Source organism: Acidovorax sp. WCS2018Noco2-16 (assembly GCF_031843945.1).
GTDB lineage: Bacteria > Pseudomonadota > Gammaproteobacteria > Burkholderiales > Burkholderiaceae_C > Paracidovorax.
In genome coordinates, this window is the sequence record NZ_JAVTJJ010000002.1 from 465,606 (window position 1) to 483,002 (window position 17,397).

Here is a 17,397-nt window from a genome sequence, read left to right on the forward strand (position 1 = left end):
TCACGACGGCTCTATTGGTGGTGTTGGCTGGCTGCACGACTCCCGCGCCAGCGGCTGACACCGCTACCGCGGCTCCGACGCCCGTTGTCACGCCTGCAGTAGCCTTGCCACCGGCCTCCACTGCATCGGAGCCTATGGCCGACGAGGTTACAAGCGCAGCGACGGCCCCTTCCCAGCCGGAGCCGCGCCGCACCGGCCCGGTAACGCAGCTGCTGGCCTATGCCGATCGAGCGGTGACATTGAGCGGCTCCGAGCTTTCTTCGGAGATCGCCCGACTGAGTACTTTGCAGGATGAATCAGCGCAGCGGCAATTGGAACTCGCCTTGGTGCTGGGCCAAACGCGCCAGCCAGTGGACACGGCCCGCGCGCTGGGCCTGGCTCAACGGGTACTGTCGCAAAAAGGACTGGCTGCCAGCCTGCAATCTTTCGCACGCTTGCTGGAAACCCGGTTTCTGCACATGCGCCGACTGGAAGACGCCGCAGATCGCCAAGCCCAGCAATTGCGCGACGCGCAACGCCGAAACGACCAGCTCAACGAACGCCTGGAAGCCATGCGTGCCATTGAGCGCAGCCTGAACGCTCGACCGGGCGGCCCGGCAGCACCGGCCAGCAGATCCGCCACGCCCTGAATCGAGACACCGCCAATGCCTGTGACCAAATCCACCCCGTCTTCCGGCAAGCCTCGTATTCTTGTGGTGGACGATGACGCCGACATGCTGCGACTGCTGTCCTTGCGCTTGCAGGCCGCTGGGTATGAGGTTAATGCGGTCACATCAGCCGAAGCGGCATTGGCACAACTCGAGATGGACCGGCCGCAACTGGTGCTGAGCGATGTGCAACTGCCCGGGCGCGATGGGCTGGCTTTGTTCGATGAAGTGCGCGCACGTCATCCGTCGCTACCGGTGATTTTGCTCACCGCGCACGGCACTATTCCGGATGCGGTGGAGGCCACGGCAAGAGGCGTCTTCACCTATCTCACCAAGCCCTACGACGGCAAGGCACTGATCGAGAAGATCCATCAAGCCTTGGCGCTGAGTGCACCTGCCACGACTCACAGCCATTCGAACGAAACTTGGCGCGCCGAGATTGTCAGTCGCTCCAATCGCATGGCAGAGGTATTAGCGGAAGCGCATATGGTGGCCCAGTCGGACGCCAGCGTGCTGCTGCTTGGTGACAGCGGTACGGGCAAGGAAATGCTGGCGCGCGCCATCCACCGCGCCAGCCCACGTGCTGGCCGCCCATTCGTGGCTGTCAATTGCGGGGCCATTCCCGAAGCCTTGCTTGAATCGGAACTCTTCGGCCACATGAAGGGGGCATTCACAGATGCCGTCAGCAACCACAAGGGCCTTTTTCAAGCGGCCGATGGCGGCACGCTGCTGCTGGATGAAATCGGCGATATGCCGCCCGCGCTGCAAGTGAAGTTATTGCGTGTGCTGCAAGAGCGCGCCGTGCGACCTGTGGGCTCCAGCCAGTCCCTTCCGGTGAACGTACGCATCATCTCCGCCACGCACCGCGACCTGGAAGTGGCCATGGCGGCCAGCCAATTCCGCGAGGATCTCTACTACCGCCTGAACGTCGTGACACTTTCGCTGCCCACCCTGGGTGACCGGCGAGAGGACATCCCCCTTCTAGCCAACCATTTCCTGGACCTGCTGGCGCGCAAGTACGCCAAACGACTTTCCGGCTTCTCTCCTGAAGCGCTCAAAGCGCTGACCGGGGCGTCATGGCCCGGAAATGTGCGCCAGCTCTACAACGTGGTGGAACAGGTCTGTGCGCTGTCTACCACGCCACTGATTCCACTCGGTCTGGTGCAGCGCGCGCTGCGCACGCCGGCCGTACAGGTTTTGAGCCTGGGCGAAGCACGCCAGCGCTTCGAGAGGGAGTATTTGGTGGACCTTTTAAAGATGACGGATGGCAATGTGGCGGATGCCGCAAGGCTCGCCCAACGCAACCGGACGGAGTTCTATCGCCTGCTGCAAAAGCATGCACTGACTCCGGGCCAGTTCAAGAACGACGGAAGCCCCGCAGACGATGTCGCCGAAGAGCGACAAGAATAAGTTGTTGATTTATATAGAAATCATGGCTTTGTTCGCCGTTAAGGTCGCTCATTTGCGACAAAAAACCGGGCTTTGATCGAGTTCTTGGGACTTGAACACTCGCTTACAGCGAAAAATAGCTCCAAGTGGTTGATTCATAAGGATTTTTTCGTGCTGGCACGGGGTTTGCCCTATGTCTCGCATGAAACAAGCGCCTACTCCCTCTTCGCAATCTTCCCCAAGCCTCTCGCATGCGGTGGGTGGCAGCGCTTGCACGCCTGACATCGACCACCAACGCAGTGAGCAAACCATGGATCTACATACGTCTTCCAACACTGGAATGTCTGACGTCGCTCCTCTCGAACCCGCGACTGTCGCTCGTCTCGGTTCAAGCTACGCAGCTCCTGTCGCCTCAAGCCGCAGCACGCTGCGCGAAGATCGGCACCCTAATTCGTTGACCGCTCCTCCTGTGCACCGGGGCTCCATGCCCGCACGCCCATGGCGTGGTTTCTGGAACAGCGTGAGCACCGCAGCATTGATGCGCCTGACAGGCCGCACTCAAGCCGCCAGTGCCGAAGAGCCACAGCAGACGTGGCAGTCAGCTGCCCGCCAGCGCCGCACCGTATTCTTGGTGCTGGCCATGATAAGCAGCGCGCTGGCAACGACGCTGTTTGCGGGCGTACAGCCCAACTACGAAAGCGCCTGGTTGGAATATGGCCAACTCGCACTTTTCGCTTTGCTGTCGGCCTGGGTTGTTACCGGCTTTCTGACCGGTCTGATGGGCTTCTGGGTCATGCTCAAAGGCGACCGCCACTCGCTGTCCGCGCGCAGCGTCGACAGCCACACGCTGGCCTCTGACGCACGAACAGCGATCATCATGCCCATCTGCAATGAAGATGTCGCCACCGTATTCGCCGGCCTGCGTGCTACTTGCGAATCTGTGGCGGCAACTGGCCAGGGCAAGACTTTCGACGTGTTTGTGCTGTCGGACAGCTACGACCCTGCCATCGCTGCCGCTGAGCGCGCTGCCTGGGAAGAGCTTCGCTCGGCGCTGGCCAGCAACCCCAAGCAGCCTCAGGTCGAGGTGTACTACCGCCTGCGGGCTCGCCGCACGCACCGCAAGGCGGGCAACGTCGCCGATTTCTGCCGTCGCTGGGGCAAGGACTACCGCTACATGGTGGTGCTGGACGCCGACAGCGTCATGAGCGGCGACTGCATCGTGTCGATGGCCAAGCTGATGGAAGCCAATCCCAAGGCCGGCATTATTCAGACCGCAACGCAGGCCATCGGCCATGTGACGCTGCATGCTCGTGCTCAGCAGTTTGCATCCCGAGTTGGCGGCCGCTTGTTCACCCTGGGCATGCAGTACTGGCAGTTGGGTGAGTCCCACTACTGGGGCCACAACGCCATCATCCGCGTGGAGCCATTCATGCAGCATTGCGCACTGGCGCCCATCAAGGGCACTGGCGGGCTGGCCGGCGGCATCATGTCGCACGACTTTGTGGAAGCAGCGCTAATGCGCCGTGCTGGGTTCCATGTGTGGCTGGTCGCTGATCTGGTGGGTAGCTATGAGCAGCAGCCGCCTGATCTGCTGGCCGAATTGCAACGTGACCGTCGCTGGTGCCAAGGCAACCTGCAGAACGCGCGTCTGATGGCAGAACCTGGCATTCACACCGTGCACCGCACGATGTTCGTGACGGGCGCGATGGCTTACCTCTCCGCTCCACTGTGGCTGGCTTTCATCACGTTGGGCACCGCCCTCTGGCTGTCGGGCGCGCGCCTAGTGGCTGACTGGAACATTCTGCCTAGCGAACTGGTGGGCCTCTGGGCTTGGACGCTGTGCATGCTGTTCCTGCCTCGTATCCTGGGCGTGACTGCCATTCTGATGCGCCGCGAACAGCAACAATACGGCGGTACGCTGAGTTTGCTCAAGAGTGCAGGCCTGGAAAGCGTTTTGGCCATTCTGCAAGCTCCTATCCGCATGCTGGCCCATTCGCTCTTCGTCGTGGTCGCCCTCACTGGCATCAAGCTCGACTGGAAGTCACCTCCCCGGGAAGCTGCTGCCGTGCCTTGGACTGAGGCTGCACGCAAATTGGCTCCCATGAGTCTTGTGGTCGCCGCGTTGGCAGTGGGTGTGGCTTTCGTTGACGGTAGTGCGCTGATCTGGCTGCTGCCCGTGGGCTTGCCGCTGGCTCTTTCCATTCCGCTGACCGTGATCACTAGCCACATCGCCGTGGGCGAAGCGGCTCGAGCCCAGCGCCTTTTGCTGATTCCAGAAGAGTCGTGGTCTCCTCCAGTGCTGCGCCGTGCATGGTTGCACGCCACGCGTCTGGCACGGCCCGTTCTCAAGGTCGCTTGATTACGACATCAGTCACCTTAATTAGTGCACCACTCAAGATGCCCGCAGGCGCAAGCCTGACGGGCATTTTTTCTTTCCACATGCATCTGCGCCAAAGCACTGTCGGGGCGGCTGCCGCCCAAACAACAACGCCCCGCAATGCGGGGCGTTGTTGTTTGGGATGGCTTTACTGACGTGGCGGTCAAACTGAATGTTTGCACAGCCAAGAGCAGTACTTCAAAACCGGGGCATGCCGCCGCCACCCATACCGGGAAGACCGCCCTTCATGGCCCCCATCTTTTTCATCATCTTCATCAGGCCACCGCCCTTCATCTTCTTCATCATTCCCTGCATCTGCTCAAATTCGTTGAGCAGCCGGTTGACCTCTTGCACCTGCACGCCAGCACCGCCCGCAATTCGCTTCTTGCGTGTTGCCTTGATGAGCTCGGGCTTGCGGCGCTCCAGCGGAGTCATGCTCTGAATGATGCCCTCCTTGCGGCGAATGTCTCTCTCTGCCTTGTCCATATCGACCTGACCCGCCTTGGCTGTCAGCTGAGCCGGCAGCTTGTCCATCAAGCTCGACAGCCCCCCCATCTGCTTCATCTGCTGCAACTGCGACAGAAAGTCATTCAGATCGAAGCCGTCGCCGCTTTTGACCTTGGCTGCCAGCTTCTGCGCGGCTTCCATATCGACACCGGCACTAACCTGCTCTACCAGGGCGACGATGTCGCCCATGCCCAGGATGCGGCCTGCATGGCGCTCGGCATCGAAAACCTCGAGGCCATCGATCTTTTCGGAAACGCCGGCGAACTTGATGGGCGCGCCCGTTACCTGCCGCACGGACAGCGCCGCGCCACCGCGTGAATCCCCATCGAGCTTGGTAAGCACGATGCCCGTCAGTGGCAAGGCCGCCTTGAACGCCTTGGCCGTATTGATGGCATCCTGCCCCTGCATGGCATCAACGACGAACAGGGTCTCGACAGGCTTCAACGCAGCATGCAGATCCTGTATCTCTCGCATCAGCACTTCATCAATCGCCAGACGGCCGGCGGTATCTACCAGCAGCACGTCGAAGAAATGCTTGCGCGCGTAATCCAGCGCCGCATGGGCGATGTCGAGCGGCTTCTGCTCAGCGGTGCTGGGGAACCACTCAGCGCCGGCCTGTTTGGTTACCGTCTTCAACTGCTCGATGGCGGCCGGGCGATACACGTCGCCAGACACGGTGAGCACCTTCTTTTTACGCTTCTCAATCAGGTGCTTGGCCAGCTTCGCGGTCGTGGTGGTCTTGCCTGCACCTTGCAAGCCTGCCATCAAGATGACGGCAGGTGGCTGAGCCGCCAAGTTGATGTCGGCAATGCCCTCTCCCATCGTGGCCGCCAATTCGCGGTTGACGATGGAAACCAGCGTTTGTCCCGGCTTGAGCGAACCCAGCACCTCCTGACCCAACGCCTTGTCCTTGACTCGAGCGATGAAGTCACGCACCACCGGCAGGGCCACGTCGGCCTCCAGCAATGCCATGCGAACTTCACGCAGCATGTCTTGGACGTTGGATTCAGTAATGCGGGCCTGGCCCCGCATCTCTTTGACAAGTCGCGTGAGTTTTTCGGTAAGAGCGGAGGCCATAGCGATATTTTCTGATGTGCCGGCCAGTCAGTCGCTGCCGGCTGCCTTGCCTGCCGAAGGCGGGCGAAAGGCTAAACTGTGATCCCATGATTTTACCCAGCGCGTCTGTTCCCGGCTGGCTGCTGGCCTTGGCCGCTGCGGCGGCTTACGCGATGCCTGCGGCGGCAGCCGCGCGCTTGAGTGCCGAGAGAGGGCGACTGGCGCTTTTGCTGGCATGGGTACTGCACGGCGCAGTACTGGTTTGGGGTCTTCTGGGCCAGACGCCGCACTTCGGCTTTGCTCCTGCGCTGTCCATGACAGCATGGCTGGTACTGACTGCCTATGTGGTCGAGCGGCAGCTTTTTCCACAGATGCAGGCCCGCTGGACCTTGGCATCCCTCGGCGCTGCCACAGTCATTTTGGCAATGGTGTTTCCTGGCCAGCCACTGCATGTCACAGCTTCGCCATGGCTGCCCCTTCACCTGGCATTGGGCATTGCATCCTATGGCTTGTTCGCCGCTGCGGTGATCCACGCGTGGTTGATGACTCGTGCGGAACGCCATATCCGTCTTGCGTCGGAATCGCACAGCGGCATTCCCCTGCTGGCACTGGAGCGCCTGACTTTCCGCTTCGTGATGGCGGGGTTCGTGGTGCTGTCAGCCACATTGATTGCGGGCGGACTATTCGGCGAAATGCTGTACGGCCGCGCATGGCGGTGGGACCACAAGGCTGTTTTCTCGCTGCTCTCATGGATCACTTTCGCCATCTTGCTGATCGGACGCTCACGGTTCGGCTGGCGCGGACGCGGCGCGGTGCGCGTTCTGTATGCTGGAGCGGCGCTGCTGCTGTTGGCTTACGTGGGATCCCGGTTCGTACTGGAAGTCGTTTTGGGACGCGCTCTATGAAGTATGTGCTGCTGGCCGTGCTGTTGGTGGTTGCCTGGGCTATATGGCGCAATCAGCGCCGCAAACCCCATGAAACCGTCAAGCCACGTCCGCCCGTCGCGCTTCCCGTTGACAAAATGGTGGCGTGCGCCCACTGCGGCATGCACGTTCCGCAGTCCGAAGCGCTACTGCAAGAGGAACGAACCTACTGCAGCCGCAGTCATCTGCACCAGGGCCCCGGTTGAAAAAGGCATCGGTCGTCCCGTGCTGACGTCTCTACGTCCACGCCCCGCAGACGGGCCGTTCCTCCGGCTGTGGCATGGTTTTCTGACAGGCCGCGTCATGGTGGCACTGGCCCTGCTGTTCCTGCAAGGGCTCAGCGTCGTACTGAACCAGACCCACGAGCCCATGCTGCTGGCGCTGTGCGCCGCTTACGTCGTCGCCACAGCCACTCTGCGCGTGTGGGCGCGACGCGCTCCACCACAGCCACACGCAGGCCCACACTGGCTGCCGTCCATTGGCGTGGACCTGGCTATGGTCACTGCCTTGCAGGCTCTTCACGTCGGTGCCATGAATTTCGCGCCGCTCTTTGGCCTGCCGATCCTCATGGCCAGCGTTCTGGGAACGCTGACACTGGCACTCGGAACGACGGCAGGGGCAACTTTGCTCTCCCTAGCGTGGGTCTGGTGGATAGGCGACAAGGCGGGCGTCGACCTGACTCAGCGCTACTTGCAAGCAGCGCTCACCGGCACCGGCTACTTCATCGTTGCGTATCTGGTTCACCAGTTGGCGACACGACTGACCAGCGTTCAACATGCGGCCCAAGTGAGCCAGATGGCCGCTCGGGCTCAGGAAGCGGTCAGCGCACGCATCATCCAGAACTTGGCCGATGGCGTCGTCGTGCTTGACCACGATGACATCGTGCGAATGGCCAATCCGGCCGCATTGCAGTTACTCAGCCACGATGCACTAATAGCTGTGCCTTTTGCATTGGCCAACACTGCCGATTGGGCACCTTTGGTGACGATGGTGCAACGCACATTCCGGCGTGAGCAACCACAGTCGGCTGATGTGGACATTCTGCAGACGGGCCAACGCCCAGTCGGTCTTCGCGTCCGAACCTGGCTCACCCCTAGCCAGCACGATGCTGGGGGTCTAGCGACGGAGGAGCCGCTTTGCGTGATGTTCCTTCACGATTTGCGGGAAATGGAGGCGCGCCTTCGCACTGAAAAACTTGCCGCCATGGGACGGATGTCAGCGGCGGTCGCGCACGAAATACGCAACCCGCTGGCAGCGATCATGCAGGCCAACGCACTGCTCGAGGAAGACCTTGCTGACCCCGCCCATCGGCGGCTGACGCACATGGTGCAACAGAACGCTGACCGGCTGGCACGCATCGCAGAAGAAGTATTGGACATTGCGCGTGTACAGCACCAGATCAGCCACGCGCCTGCAGCCATGCTGGCTCTGGACGATGCCGTGGCGCAGATTTGGCACGACTGGCAGGCGCAGGCACCTACCCGGCGCAAGGCTCTGATGTCGTTGAAAGCAGGAGGCGTACAAGTCGAATTCGACGCGGATCACCTCAGGCGAGTGCTGGTCAACCTGCTGGACAACGCTCTGCGATACATGGGCCAGCACCCCGACTCTCTCTATGTGGAAACCCGCGTCACCGCGTCCGGCCATATGAGTCTTCAGGTGTGGAGCGACGGCGCACCGATGGAAAAATCGGTGGAGCGCCACCTTTTCGAGCCATTCTTTTCCTCGGAGAGCCGCTCCAGCGGTCTAGGTCTGTACATCTGCCGCGAACTGTGTCAACGGCATGGCGCCTCCATCAGCTACCAGCGTGCATCCAGGGATTTACCCGATCGCGGCACGGTGAGTGGCAACGCATTCTTGGTGAATTTCCGCCATACCATGCGACCCACCGCAGGAACCGGCGCTCTGTTTGACACAATCATGGTCTGACGCCACTGCCGAGCCATGAACGCTGCTGCCTCCATTCTCGTCATCGATGACGAACCTGATTTGCGAACGCTGTATGAACTGACGCTGCTGCGCGAAGGTTACAGGGTTGAGACAGCCTCCAGCGTTGCGGAGGCGCGCGCTCAACTACAGGCCAAGCGGTTCGATGCAGTTATCACCGACATGCGGCTTCCGGATGGCTTCGGCATGGAATTGCTGCAGGACTTGCGCAGTCAGAACCGCCGGGAACGCTGCGTAGTCATGACAGCCTACGGCTCTGCTGAAAATGCCGTTGAGGCTCTGCGCTGTGGTGCGTTTGATTACCTGACCAAGCCGGTGGATCTAAGACAGTTTCGATCGGTGGTTGCTTCTGCTGTGCAGGATCCCGGACTTGCTGCCACTACAAGATTTGGCCGTGGCGCCAGCGCATCACGCAATGCCGCCAGCACCTCCGAAGCAGTACTGCCTGCGGCCGCGCTGGAGCGGCTGGTCGGTGAATCCGCTGCAATGCAGAGCGTCAAACAGCGCATTGCCAAGGTGGCTCGCAGCATGGCGCCTGTGCTGATCCGTGGTGAGTCCGGCACGGGCAAGGAACTGGTCGCGCGTGCGCTGCATGCGAGCAGCCAACGCAGCGAAGGTTCGCTGGTCGCGGTGAATTGCGGAGCCATTCCAGAAAATCTGCTCGAGGCTGAATTCTTCGGCGCCCGCAAGGGGTCCTATACCGGGGCATCGCAGGACCGTGACGGCTATTTCCAGGCTGCTCGTGGCGGCACTTTGTTTCTCGACGAGATCGGCGACCTGCCTCTGGCGATGCAATCCAAGTTATTGCGCGCCATTCAAGAGCGTTCTGTGAGGCCGCTCGGATCGACACAGGAAGAAACTGTCGATGTGCGCATAGTCAGTGCCACCCACCGTGACCTGGCCGCGGATGTTCAGGCTGGCCGATTTAGGCAGGACCTCTACTACCGGCTGAACGTGATCGAATTGCTGATTCCGCCGTTAAGGGAACGACGTGAGGATCTGCCGGCGCTCTGCACGGCGCTGCTCAGTCGCATCGGCCAGGAGTCGGGCACCTCCATACCCCGGCTGACAGACGACGCACTGCATCGGATCGCACAGTACCCGCTGAGCGGCAATGTCCGGGAGCTTGAAAACTTGCTCCATCGCGCCGTCGCTCTGAGCGATGGGGACGACCTGTTCGTGGAGAATCCAGCGCCCTCTGCTGACGTGCCCCCAGCATTGACCAGCGTGACATCCGGTGAAGTTACATCGGCCGCCTTGACTCGACCTGCAATCGGCACGCCCGCAAACTTGCCCTCCGATCTTCAAGCCTGGCTAGATCTGCAGGAGCGAGAGATTCTCGTCCGTGCGCTGCGGGAGACAGGGTTCAATCGCACTGCCACGGCCGCGAAACTCGGAATCAGCCTACGGCAAATACGCTATCGAATCGATCGACTGAACATCGCCACCCCCCACTCCAGCGAAAGTCCAGACGATGGTCAGTGAAGTCATTTCGGCCAATGTGCCGTGGAATGGAGGCTGGTATCTCCCGGCCTGCCGCCAGGCATCGCCGAATTTCGGCGAGCGGCCTGAAGGTGCGGTAATCGATCTGATCGTGTTGCATTCCATCAGCCTGCCGCCTGGTCAGTTCGGGGGCCATGCTATTCCCCAACTGTTCACCAACACATTGGACTGGAACGCCCACCCCTACTTTCAGACCATTCGAGGCCTTGAAGTTTCCGCGCACTTCCTGATCCGGCGCGACGGAACGCTGTGGCAATTCGTGGATTGTCTGCAGCGAGCGTGGCACGCGGGGCCTTCGTCATACCGTGGCCGCACCAATTGCAACGATGACTCTATCGGCGTTGAACTGGAAGGGCTGGAGGGACTTGCGTTTGAGCCGCAGCAGTACGACATGCTGACCCAGTTGTGTGCCGATCTTGCGAACCGGTTTCCCATTGCGCACATTGCAGGCCACGAGCATGTCGCGCCCGGACGCAAACAAGATCCGGGCCCGGGGTTCGACTGGTCGCAACTCCGTCGCCAACTTGCGTGGCCGGCAGATCGATTCCCGCCAGGTTAACCCTCTGTCTCGGGCAGCTTTAGCGATGTCGCGGTGAGCCAACAGCCCGTCGAACTTTGAAAATCGCGGCACGGTCACACAGGGATGCCGACCTCTACCAACTAACTTGGCCAAATCCTTTCAGACGCCCGAAGTGCTGCCAGAATAGCGCCCCACGCGGTACGAAAAGGCCTGCGCCCTCCGTGAAAGCAGTCAGTTTTTGACGGCAACGCCAAAACCTCACACCTCGCAAGACACACCATAGGTAGTGTCTTGCGCTACCCCCACACCCCAGATATAGTGTTGAACGGCACTCGCTGCCCAAGACATTTTTTGTGCAATGCGGCAATCCAAGCCCGCATAGCCCCTTCCCCGACAGCCACAGAGGAACCGATGCAAGCTGCGCTGAACACCCCATCCCTTGACGTCAACCGCACGCAATCACCGTCGGAAATCGACGAGTCCAGCGGCATGCCCACGTCGAACACCCTGTCTCACTACCAGATCATCCGCCGCAACGGCGCGGTCGTGCCTTTCGAGCCACAGAAGATTGCCGTCGCCTTGATGAAAGCGTTTCTGGCAGTGCACGGCACGCAGGGCGCCGCTTCGGCCAGTGTGCGAGAAGTAGTGGATGCGCTGACGCAAGCCGTGGTGCGTGGTTTGATTCGCTCGCGCCCTCATGGCGGCACCTTCCACATTGAAGATGTGCAGGATCAGGTCGAGCTCGGTTTGATGCGGGGCGGCCATCACGAAGTCGCCCGCGCTTATGTTCTCTACCGCGAGCGGCGCTCCCAGGAACGTGTGCAGCAACAAGAGAAGCTGGCACCGGCCCTGTCCACGCTGCACGTGATCGACAACGGTCAGCGCGTGGATCTGGATATCCTGCGCCTGCACCAGCTGATCGAATCCGCCTGCGCCAATCTGGGCGATGACATCAATGCGGCCCCCATCGTGGCAGAAACGATGCGCAATCTGTATGACGGTGTGCCGATGGATGAGGTCTACAAGGCTTCCATTCTGGCCGCACGCACTCTGATCGAAAAAGACCCCGATTACACCTATGCCACGGCCCGCCTGCTACTGCACACCATCGTGCGAGAAGTGCTGGGGCGCGACGTGGCCGCTGCTGAAATGAGCGAGGCCTATGAAGCTTATTTCCCCGAATTCATCCAGAAGGGCGTCGACAACGAATTGCTCGACCCGCGCCTGCTGGAGTTCGACCTCGGCAGAATCAGCAAGGCGCTCAATGCGCAACGTGACCTTCAGTTCGATTACCTGGGCCTGCAGACCCTGTACGACCGCTACTTCCTGCATGTTCGCAAAACCCGCATCGAATTGCCGCAGGCGTTTTTCATGCGTGTTGCCATGGGCCTTTCGCTCAATGAATCTGATCGGGAAGCACGCGCCATCGAGTTCTACGAGGTGCTGTCCTCCTTCGATTTCATGTCGAGCACGCCTACGCTGTTCAACAGCGGCACGCTTCGTTCGCAGCTGTCATCCTGCTACCTGACGACCGTGCCGGACGATCTCGACGGCATCTACGAGTCCATCAAGGAAAACGCGCTGCTGTCCAAGTTCGCTGGCGGCCTGGGCAACGACTGGACCCGCGTTCGCGCTCTGGGCTCGCATATCAAGGGCACCAACGGCGAATCGCAAGGCGTGGTGCCATTCCTCAAGGTGGTGAACGACACGGCCGTGGCCGTGAACCAGGGTGGTAAGCGCAAGGGCGCCGTCTGCACGTATCTCGAAACCTGGCATCTGGACATTGAAGAGTTCCTGGAACTGCGCAAGAACACCGGCGACGACCGCCGCCGCACGCACGACATGAACACTGCCAACTGGATTCCCGATCTGTTCATGCGCCGCGTGATGGAAAAGGGGACCTGGACGCTGTTCTCGCCTTCCAACGTGCCCGATCTGCACGACCTGTTTGGCGCTGACTTTGAAAAGGCCTATGTCGCTTACGAAGAGAAGGCCGCCCGCGGCGAGATCAAACCCGCCAAGACGGTGCAGGCCACCGATATGTGGCGCAAGATCCTGACCATGCTGTTCGAGACCGGCCACCCCTGGATCACGTTCAAAGACGCCTGCAACGTGCGCTCGCCACAGCAACACGCGGGCGTGGTGCATTCGTCCAACCTGTGTACCGAGATCACGCTGAACACCAGCGATACCGAAACTGCGGTGTGCAATCTGGGTTCCGTGAACCTGCTGCAGCATCTGAAGAAAGCACCGGTTGGCGCGCCTGAAGAGGCTGGCACACTCGTGTTGGACCACGACAAGCTCAAGCGCACCATCACTACGGCCATGCGCATGCTCGACAACGTCATCGACATCAACTACTACGCCGTCGAGAAGGCCCGCGCCTCCAACATGCGCCACCGCCCGGTAGGCCTGGGTGTCATGGCGTTCCAGGACAGCCTGTACGAACTGCGCATTCCTTATGCATCGCAGGCGGCGGTGGAATTTGCCGACAAGTCGATGGAAGCCATCTGCTACTACGCTTACTGGGCATCGACCGAACTTGCCAAGGAACGCGGCCAGTACACAAGCTACAAAGGCTCGCTGTGGGACCAGGGCATTCTGCCCTTCGATACGCTGGACATGCTCGCCAAGGCACGCGGCGGCTACGTGGAAGTGGACCGCTCGTCCACGCTGGACTGGGATGCACTGCGCAAGAAGATTGCACAGGACGGCATGCGCAACTCCAATTGCGTTGCCATTGCCCCCACGGCCACTATCTCCAACATCATTGGCGTGGACGCCTCCATAGAGCCTTCGTTCGGCAACCTCTCGGTCAAGTCCAACCTGTCCGGTGAATTCACGGTCATCAACGGCGGCTTGGTCCGCGACCTCAAGCGCCTGAGCTTGTGGGACGACGTGATGATCATGGACCTCAAACATTTCAAGGGATCGCTGCACCCCATCGACCGTGTGCCTGCGGACATCAAGGCGCTGTATTCCACCGCTTTCGAAGTGGCCCCTTCGTGGCTGGTGGAAGCCGCCTCGCGCCGCCAGAAATGGATCGACCAAGCCCAGAGCCTGAACATCTACATGGCTGGCGCATCGGGCAAGAAGCTCGACGACACGTACAAGCTGGCATGGATCCGCGGACTGAAGACCACCTATTACCTGCGCACGCAGAGCGCGACCCATGTCGAGATGAGCACGGTGAACAACCGCCAGCTGAACTCCGTGGCATCGGGGAGCGAAGAAGGTGCGAGCCATGCCTCCGCGACGCTCGCTGGAGCGCCCAGCGCGATGGAAGCAGCCGCGGCCACCGCTCAGGCGCAAGCCGCATCGCTGCCCGCGACCGACGTGAAGTTCTGCGCCATCGACGACCCTACCTGCGAAGCCTGCCAGTGACGATCACCATGCCAAGCAGCGCCGAGAAATCCGCACTGTTTGGCATGTGCTGTAGAGCAACAAATCACGGCAGCACAACGCGCAGCGCTTTTCATTTTGCAGCGCTGCTTCCATAATCAGAGCACTGGAAAACCTATGCTGACCTGGGACGAAGAAGTCAAGCCCTCATCGCAAAAACAACTGGACGGCGGCCTATCTGGCTACCGCCCTGCAGAGCCTTCTCCGGCAGCTTCCCAAAGCCCTGCAGCAACACAGTTGTCCGTCGAGGCCAAGCAACCTGCCGAGGCCATTGCGGCACCGGTCGCACGTCGCGTGAACGCCGCCGACAAGCGCATCATCAACGGCCAGACCGACGTCAACCAACTGGTGCCGTTCAAGTACAAGTGGGCCTGGGAAAAGTATCTCGCCACCTGCGCCAATCATTGGATGCCACAAGAGGTCAACATGACGCGCGACATCGCGCTGTGGAAAGACCCGAACGGTCTGACCGAAGATGAGCGTCGCATCATCAAGCGCAATCTCGGCTTCTTCGTGACCGCCGACTCGCTGGCCGCCAACAACATCGTGCTGGGCACCTACCGCCACATCACGGCGCCAGAGTGCCGCCAGTTCCTGCTACGCCAGGCCTTCGAAGAGGCGATCCACACGCACGCTTACCAATACATCGTCGAGTCGCTCGGTCTCGATGAGAGCGAAATCTTCAACGCCTACAACGAGGTCGCCTCCATCCGCAACAAGGACGAGTTCCTGATCCCGTTTATCGAAGCGATCAGCGACCCGAACTTCAAGACCGGTACCCACGAAACCGATCAGACGCTGCTGAAGTCACTGATCGTTTTTGCGTGTCTGATGGAAGGCTTGTTCTTCTATGTCGGGTTCACGCAGATCCTCGCACTGGGTCGTCAGAACAAGATGACGGGTGCGGCCGAGCAGTACCAATACATCCTTCGCGACGAATCGATGCACTGCAACTTTGGCATCGATTTGATCAACCAGTTGAAGCTGGAAAATCCCCAGCTCTGGACCGCCGAGTTCAAGGACGAGATCAAGGGCCTTTTCATGCAGGCTGTTGAACTGGAATACCAGTATGCCGAAGACACCATGCCTCGCGGCGTACTCGGCATGAACGCGTCGATGTTCAAGGGTTACCTGCGCTACATCGCCAATCGTCGCGCCACGCAGATCGGCCTGGAAACGCTCTTCCCCAACGAAGAAAACCCATTTCCCTGGATGAGCGAGATGATCGATTTGAAGAAGGAACGTAACTTCTTCGAAACACGCGTCATCGAGTATCAGTCTGGCGGCGCTTTGTCCTGGGACTAGCATTCCGGTATTCCAGGCCATGCAACTTCTTCCACGCCCTGCGACAGTGTTCCTTGAGAGAACCACTGACGCGGGGCGTTTCCGCGTTCATGACCATGGGACGTGTCCCCATGGCCATGGATCACTTCGTGCCCAATGCAGGCATGGCGTGCTCTTTGTCAATTGACCCAAGGAGAAAATGATGGCAACTGCGAAAAAACCGGCCGCTAAGAAGGCTAGCCCCGCTAAGACGACTTCTACTGCCAAAAAGGTAACGGCAGAGAAGAAGACTGCTGTGGCAACAACGGCCAAGAAGGCTGCTCCAGCGAAGAAAGCTGCTGTGCCCGCGAAGAAGGCGGCACCGGCCAAGAAGGCTGCGGCTCCTGCGAAGAAGGCTGCGCCTGCAAAGAAGGCAGCTGCTCCAGCCAAGAAGGCTGCCGCTCCCGCGAAGAAGGCTACACCGGCAAAGAAGGCAGCTGCTCCAGCCAAGAAGGCTGCCGCTCCCGCGAAGAAGGCTGCGCCTGCGAAGAAGGCAGCTGCTCCAGCCAAGAAGGCTGCCGCTCCTGCGAAGAAGGCTGCGCCTGCAAAGAAGGCAGCTGCTCCAGTCAAGAAAGCTGCCGCACCTGCGAAGAAGGCAGCCGCACCGGCAAAGAAGGCTGCTCCTGCCAAAAAGGCTTCGGCACCCGTGAAGAAGGCTACTTCTGCACCTGCAGCCAAGAAGGCAGCAGCGCCCAAGAAGGCCGCCAAGGCGCCTGCCCCTGCGGCAGCTGCTCCGGCAGCACAGACCACGCTAAACCCGCAAGCCGCATGGCCCTTCCCTACCGGCGGCAAGCCGTAACCAGGAAGACGCCACCGTCTTTGAACACCCGGTGCTTGCACCGGGTTTTTTTTGCCCCGCGCATTCCGAGGGCGTGTCGTGCAAGCGCTGACTTACGCGGCCTGCAAATCCGCAGCGGCAAAATCCAGGGCGTAGTTTTGCGGCCCAAGCTGCGCGATCTTCAAAGCACCCAGGCGATTACCCAACGCCGCGCATTGGCCCAGTGGCCAGCCACGCTCGAGGCCGAACAGCAATGCACCCCGCCACGCGTCACCGCAACCAGTGGGATCGACAACTGCCACCGGATCGACCGCAGTCACCAGAGTCTGCGCGCCCTGCTCCCATACCTCACACCCTTGTGCGCCCAGTGTCACCACCAGGCCTCGTACCTGGTGCGAAATATCCGCCAGACTCCAACCCGTGCGCTCACACAGCATCTTGCCTTCGTAATCGTTGACAGTGACCCAGCTGGCTTGATCGATAAAACGGCGAAGCTCTTCACCATTGAACATCGGCAGGCCCTGGCCAGGATCGAACACGAAAGGAATGCCGGCCTGCACCAACTGCTCGGCGTGCTGCAGCATCGCGTCTCGTCCATCCGGCGCAATGATGGCCAGCTTCACCTCGGCATCCGCATCGATGCGGATGCTGTGCGCCTGCATCATCGCGCCAGGGTGAAAAGCCGTGATCTGGTTGTTGTCCCGGTCGGTCATGATCAGCGCCTGCGCCGTGTAGGTGTCTTCCACCTGACTCACATGCCGCGCGTCGATACCCAGGCTCTCCAGCCGCTGTAGATAGTCGGCGCCGTCCGTGCCCAGCGTGGCCATGGGGCGCGGGTCGCCCCCCAGCAGCTTCAGGCTATATGCAATATTTCCGGCACAGCCGCCGAAATCCCGACGCAACGACGGCACGAGGAAAGACACGTTCAGGATGTGCAACTGTTCGGGCAGTATCTGCTCGGCAAAGCGCCCCTCGAAAGTCATGATGGTGTCGAACGCCAGAGAACCGCAAATCAAGGCAGCCAT

13 protein-coding genes are annotated in these 17,397 nt (G+C 60.5%); 10 read left to right on the forward strand and 3 right to left on the reverse strand.

All coding sequences use genetic code 11. The features are described 5' to 3' along the window. Nucleotides 1–134 precede the first annotated feature (134 nt). From RQI28_RS07550 to mdoH, 3 genes are all read left to right on the forward strand, one after another. Complete coding sequence (locus RQI28_RS07550) at nt 135–629, forward strand: hypothetical protein (protein WP_311221989.1); 495 nt, start codon at nt 135–137, stop codon at nt 627–629. Between the two features lie 15 nt (nt 630–644). Further along, on the forward strand, nt 645–2,057 hold the full coding sequence (locus tag RQI28_RS07555; protein ID WP_311221990.1) for a sigma 54-interacting transcriptional regulator: 1,413 nt from the start codon (nt 645–647) through the stop codon (nt 2,055–2,057). A 289-nt stretch (nt 2,058–2,346) separates the two neighbouring features. Then, nucleotides 2,347–4,395 carry a glucans biosynthesis glucosyltransferase MdoH gene (mdoH, locus tag RQI28_RS07560; RefSeq protein WP_404976865.1) on the forward strand — a complete coding sequence of 683 codons (2,049 nt, stop codon included), beginning with the start codon at nt 2,347–2,349 and terminating at the stop codon, nt 4,393–4,395. A gap of 216 nt (nt 4,396–4,611) precedes the next feature. Here mdoH and ffh read toward each other — a convergent pair whose 3' ends face one another. After that, nucleotides 4,612–5,997 (reverse strand): signal recognition particle protein, encoded by a 1,386-nt coding sequence (gene ffh / locus RQI28_RS07565; protein WP_311221992.1) that lies wholly within the window; start codon nt 5,995–5,997, stop codon nt 4,612–4,614. A gap of 86 nt (nt 5,998–6,083) precedes the next feature. Here ffh and RQI28_RS07570 point away from each other — a divergent pair, with 86 nt between their 5' ends. The 7 genes from RQI28_RS07570 to RQI28_RS07600 all read left to right on the forward strand — a co-directional run bounded on the left by RQI28_RS07570 (nt 6,084) and on the right by RQI28_RS07600 (nt 15,576). Next, a complete protein-coding gene (locus tag RQI28_RS07570; protein ID WP_311221993.1) occupies nt 6,084–6,881 on the forward strand; it encodes a cytochrome c biogenesis protein CcsA in 798 nt (265 codons plus the stop codon). Continuing rightward, nucleotides 6,878–7,105, forward strand: a complete 228-nt coding sequence (locus RQI28_RS07575) for a PP0621 family protein (protein WP_311221994.1) — start codon at nt 6,878–6,880, stop codon at nt 7,103–7,105. The genes RQI28_RS07570 and RQI28_RS07575 overlap by 4 nt, the downstream gene beginning before the upstream one ends. Before the next feature lie 97 nt (nt 7,106–7,202). Then, a complete protein-coding gene (locus RQI28_RS07580; protein WP_311221995.1) occupies nt 7,203–8,828 on the forward strand; it encodes an ATP-binding protein in 1,626 nt (541 codons plus the stop codon). A 15-nt stretch (nt 8,829–8,843) separates the two neighbouring features. Then, entirely contained in the window at nt 8,844–10,331 is a 1,488-nt protein-coding gene (locus RQI28_RS07585) for a sigma-54 dependent transcriptional regulator (protein WP_311221996.1), read from the forward strand. Continuing rightward, nucleotides 10,321–10,908: a 1,6-anhydro-N-acetylmuramyl-L-alanine amidase AmpD gene (gene ampD, locus RQI28_RS07590; RefSeq protein ID WP_311221997.1), complete on the forward strand. Its 588-nt coding sequence runs from the start codon at nt 10,321–10,323 to the stop codon at nt 10,906–10,908. Before RQI28_RS07585 ends, ampD begins: the two co-directional genes overlap by 11 nt. Nucleotides 10,909–11,280: 372 nt before the next feature. After that, nucleotides 11,281–14,253, forward strand: a complete 2,973-nt coding sequence (locus RQI28_RS07595; protein WP_311221998.1) for a ribonucleoside-diphosphate reductase subunit alpha — start codon at nt 11,281–11,283, stop codon at nt 14,251–14,253. Between the two features lie 135 nt (nt 14,254–14,388). Continuing rightward, the gene (locus tag RQI28_RS07600) at nt 14,389–15,576 is read left to right on the forward strand and encodes a ribonucleotide-diphosphate reductase subunit beta (protein ID WP_311221999.1); all 1,188 of its coding nucleotides are present in this window, start codon (nt 14,389–14,391) and stop codon (nt 15,574–15,576) included. Between the two features lie 87 nt (nt 15,577–15,663). On the opposite strand, the gene RQI28_RS19720 is transcribed toward RQI28_RS07600, so the two are convergent. Beyond that, nucleotides 15,664–16,290 carry a hypothetical protein gene (locus RQI28_RS19720; protein ID WP_404976963.1) on the reverse strand — a complete coding sequence of 209 codons (627 nt, stop codon included), beginning with the start codon at nt 16,288–16,290 and terminating at the stop codon, nt 15,664–15,666. 195 nt (nt 16,291–16,485) lie between these two features. Continuing rightward, nucleotides 16,486–17,397 carry a carbohydrate kinase family protein gene (locus RQI28_RS07610; RefSeq protein WP_311222001.1) on the reverse strand — a complete coding sequence of 304 codons (912 nt, stop codon included), beginning with the start codon at nt 17,395–17,397 and terminating at the stop codon, nt 16,486–16,488.

Excerpts from the sequence above, each read along its gene's own strand:
- RQI28_RS07555 (WP_311221990.1), top strand. The coding sequence starts at position 645 with ATGCCTGTGACCAAATCCACCCCGTCTTCCGGCAAGCCTCGTATTCTT.
- RQI28_RS07580 (WP_311221995.1), top strand. The coding sequence starts at position 7,203 with ATGGTGGCACTGGCCCTGCTGTTCCTGCAAGGGCTCAGCGTCGTACTG.
- RQI28_RS07575 (WP_311221994.1), top strand. The coding sequence starts at position 6,878 with ATGAAGTATGTGCTGCTGGCCGTGCTGTTGGTGGTTGCCTGGGCTATA.
- ampD (WP_311221997.1), top strand. The coding sequence starts at position 10,321 with ATGGTCAGTGAAGTCATTTCGGCCAATGTGCCGTGGAATGGAGGCTGG.
- mdoH (WP_404976865.1), top strand. The coding sequence starts at position 2,347 with ATGGATCTACATACGTCTTCCAACACTGGAATGTCTGACGTCGCTCCT.
- RQI28_RS07585 (WP_311221996.1), top strand. The coding sequence starts at position 8,844 with ATGAACGCTGCTGCCTCCATTCTCGTCATCGATGACGAACCTGATTTG.
- RQI28_RS07595 (WP_311221998.1), top strand. The coding sequence starts at position 11,281 with ATGCAAGCTGCGCTGAACACCCCATCCCTTGACGTCAACCGCACGCAA.
- RQI28_RS07600 (WP_311221999.1), top strand. The coding sequence starts at position 14,389 with ATGCTGACCTGGGACGAAGAAGTCAAGCCCTCATCGCAAAAACAACTG.
- ffh (WP_311221992.1), bottom strand. The coding sequence starts at position 5,997 with ATGGCCTCCGCTCTTACCGAAAAACTCACGCGACTTGTCAAAGAGATG.
- RQI28_RS07610 (WP_311222001.1), bottom strand. The coding sequence starts at position 17,397 with ATGGCTGCCTTGATTTGCGGTTCTCTGGCGTTCGACACCATCATGACT.
- RQI28_RS07550 (WP_311221989.1), top strand. The coding sequence starts at position 135 with ATGGCCGACGAGGTTACAAGCGCAGCGACGGCCCCTTCCCAGCCGGAG.
- RQI28_RS07570 (WP_311221993.1), top strand. The coding sequence starts at position 6,084 with ATGATTTTACCCAGCGCGTCTGTTCCCGGCTGGCTGCTGGCCTTGGCC.